Raw genomic sequence first — 2724 nt, forward strand, 5'->3', positions numbered from 1 at the left:
TCATGCAAATGGATAGTTTCACCTTGCGGCAAGAGGCGCTAGAATGATGAAACGTCCACTTTTATGGGCTAAAAGTGAACTCCGAAACTTGAGTTTAAATAATCGTTTTTTTAGCTCAAATCAATTAATAACAATGCTTGAACTGTGTGATGGCAATGAGCAGTTTATTAATATTATGGATAAAACAAAATGCGTTGCTAATAGTAGCCAAGATTGGTTTTTGATTTTTAACCAATTTGCAGTAGATCTATATAAAAACACCAATTAATCTTCACTCTTTTATATTGATAGATGAATGATTCCATTCATCTATCAATATTTGACTTCCCTTATTGGAGTTGATCGTGGACACTCGTAAATTTTATGCTCTCCTAAGTACTCAATATTCAATCTTTCTTGCATGGACATCGTTCTCAAATTTTTGGTAACAGCGAATGAAAAAAGATATTTTATCTTTCACTCTTCTTGCTAATTTAAAAGTGTTTATGCTCGGTATTCGCATGACTTCATATTTTTATTGTTAATAGAAGGTTTTTCTCCGTATATACATGATTAATGTTTTATTCTGCTTGTTAACTTCTTGATTAGTTAATCAAAATTGCTATTGTGAGGTCAAATTAAAATAGATTAGATTGCTTTATTTATCCATTGTAATCATGGATATCTTCTGCCTAATAATCTGTTCTCTGTTCGAGTTAATATGGGGTGTTGTTAGTGAAGGTCTTTACAATTTCATTTGTTTTTTCAGTTATGACGTTATTTTTATTGATGGTTTTAGATGGTGAACTATCAAACTTATATTGTGTTTGGCCGCTTAATCTCATTGAAGCGACTGGTGTATTGGGCAACAACGCTCCAGCTTTTTATTATGATTGGTATGAGTTCTCTATGGCATTCTCTTTGCTCTTACAAAGTGCTTTCATATATGCGATCACATCAAGACTCATGCACAAAAAAAATATGTAAACGGAACTCCGCATTAACCTTTATTTTCAAATATTTTGCAGAGAGTAGCGGGGTAGGTTGGTTTCAATTCGTTATATGTTTTTACTCACTATTTTATTGCCGACCTTTGGCTTTAAAAGTTTATGGCTATCTAATTCTCGATTTAATAGTAGATTTGGATTAGCTGAACGTGGATATATTTAGAAAATTAGATTTTAAATGATGGAGATATTTTTTCATAATGATTGGAGAGTTAAATCATTTTTCTTTTCTAAGATAAGATTTATTATATGTCGATTGACGTAATTACCCCTAGTTTGTAGTGGTACAGTTCGCAGGTTAATACCTTAGCTATAAGTTCAAATAGCGAACAGGTCAAACTTTAACGTTCCCAGCCTTCATAATTTGATTAGAAGGTTTACCTAAATTTTCAACACTCTCAAGGAATTGAAGCATGACAGCTTATTTTGTTATTACTTACGATATCACCGACCCTTTAAAATATGCGCAATATAATCCTGGTTCAAATCACATAACCGGGAGCACCGTCGCTAAACATGGAGGTGAGATTATTGTTGCGAGTAATGATGTGCTTAGATTACATGGAGCCGAGACTGCAATGAAAGTCATCATACAGTTTCCAAGTCGTGAAGCCGCACAAGCATGGGACAACGACGCTGATTATGCGAAGGCAAAAGCAATACGTTTAGCTTCAACAAAAAATATAAATGCGTTTATTGTTGATAAACTTTAATTATTAAAAATGATTAATAATTACAGAAAATTATTATGCGCCAATAGGAATTAGCGTATTTAGTTATAGTCGATACGTTGAAATAATAAAGCATATTCACTGAATATATCAATAATTTTTGCCTAACTGTTTATTGTATTTCTTTTGGATACAACAGCTTATATTGATTTTTTTGGGTCCGTCAACTTTAAGTAAGCGTTAGAATCGATGCACTGCTAACCACCTGTAATTATGTAGATTCTGTAAATCGAGGACTTTTTATTTTACTACAAAAGCGTACTGAACATTAAAAATATAAAAACGGTAGTATTATTAATATTGCGCTTTACGTGATTTTAAAGGACACTATCACAAAGCCCTTTACAGGCACTATTTTAATAAAATAAGGAACCAACTATATATGACGGGTTTAAGCAACCAAGATAGCAATCCAAACAGTGATAAAAATCAACTTAAAGCATTGCTAGAACAACCTATTGAAGATTTACCTCTTATTTCACTTTACCGTATTAGATACCTAGCGACTGAATTGTCTATGGAATCTGTGGTTACTCATGCTCAACAGATCATTGATAAACGTAAAAATGCGATGTAATTAGTTTTTATTGACCGAATTAAGACCACTAATAATTAGTCGGTATTAATTCTATCAATATCCATAATCAACCTACCTTTTAGTTAAATAGATATATAAACTCAGAGGTAGTTTGTTATGACGTAGTCTAGCTTGCATATAAATCGTATTATCCTTGAAAAAATGAGAACACATTAATAATTGTGACCCCATTTCTCATCTACTTCTAAACTAACATAGCTATAAACTAAGGCACCTATAAACTAGCCTATCCCTAAGCTAAGTTATATCTAAACTAAATTATATCTAAACTATATCTAAAATATCTCCAATCTATATAGTTTTTAATCTATAAAGTTTTGGCTCTGTTCCTGTTAATTGTTGTCTATACTTATAAGTGATCATAACGTATTAAAGGTAAAGACTATGAATACTAAATCGTTCGTTCAAA

General features: G+C 31.8%; 4 protein-coding genes. All 4 read left to right on the plus strand.

Annotated features, from left to right (window positions below):
- Positions 1–43 precede the first annotated feature (43 nt).
- The 4 genes from H592_RS0111420 to H592_RS0111435 all read left to right on the plus strand — a co-directional run bounded on the left by H592_RS0111420 (position 44) and on the right by H592_RS0111435 (position 2294).
- Positions 44–268: a hypothetical protein gene (locus H592_RS0111420; RefSeq protein ID WP_028868886.1), complete on the plus strand. Its 225-nt coding sequence runs from the start codon at positions 44–46 to the stop codon at positions 266–268.
- A 446-nt stretch (positions 269–714) separates the two neighbouring features.
- Positions 715–966: a hypothetical protein gene (locus H592_RS0111425; protein ID WP_028868887.1), complete on the plus strand. Its 252-nt coding sequence runs from the start codon at positions 715–717 to the stop codon at positions 964–966.
- A gap of 433 nt (positions 967–1399) precedes the next feature.
- A complete protein-coding gene (locus H592_RS0111430) occupies positions 1400–1699 on the plus strand; it encodes a DUF1330 domain-containing protein (RefSeq protein WP_028868888.1) in 300 nt (99 codons plus the stop codon).
- Positions 1700–2099: 400 nt separating this feature from the next.
- The gene (locus H592_RS0111435) at positions 2100–2294 is read left to right on the plus strand and encodes a hypothetical protein (RefSeq protein ID WP_028868889.1); all 195 of its coding nucleotides are present in this window, start codon (positions 2100–2102) and stop codon (positions 2292–2294) included.
- The last annotated feature ends 430 nt before the right edge of the window (positions 2295–2724 follow it).

The sequence above is a fragment of the Psychromonas arctica DSM 14288 genome (assembly GCF_000482725.1).
GTDB classification, from domain to species: Bacteria; Pseudomonadota; Gammaproteobacteria; order Enterobacterales; family Psychromonadaceae; genus Psychromonas; species Psychromonas arctica.

Coding starts and splice junctions, on each gene's coding strand:
- H592_RS0111420 (WP_028868886.1), top strand. CDS start 44: ATGATGAAACGTCCACTTTTATGGGCTAAAAGTGAACTCCGAAACTTG.
- H592_RS0111430 (WP_028868888.1), top strand. CDS start 1,400: ATGACAGCTTATTTTGTTATTACTTACGATATCACCGACCCTTTAAAA.
- H592_RS0111435 (WP_028868889.1), top strand. CDS start 2,100: ATGACGGGTTTAAGCAACCAAGATAGCAATCCAAACAGTGATAAAAAT.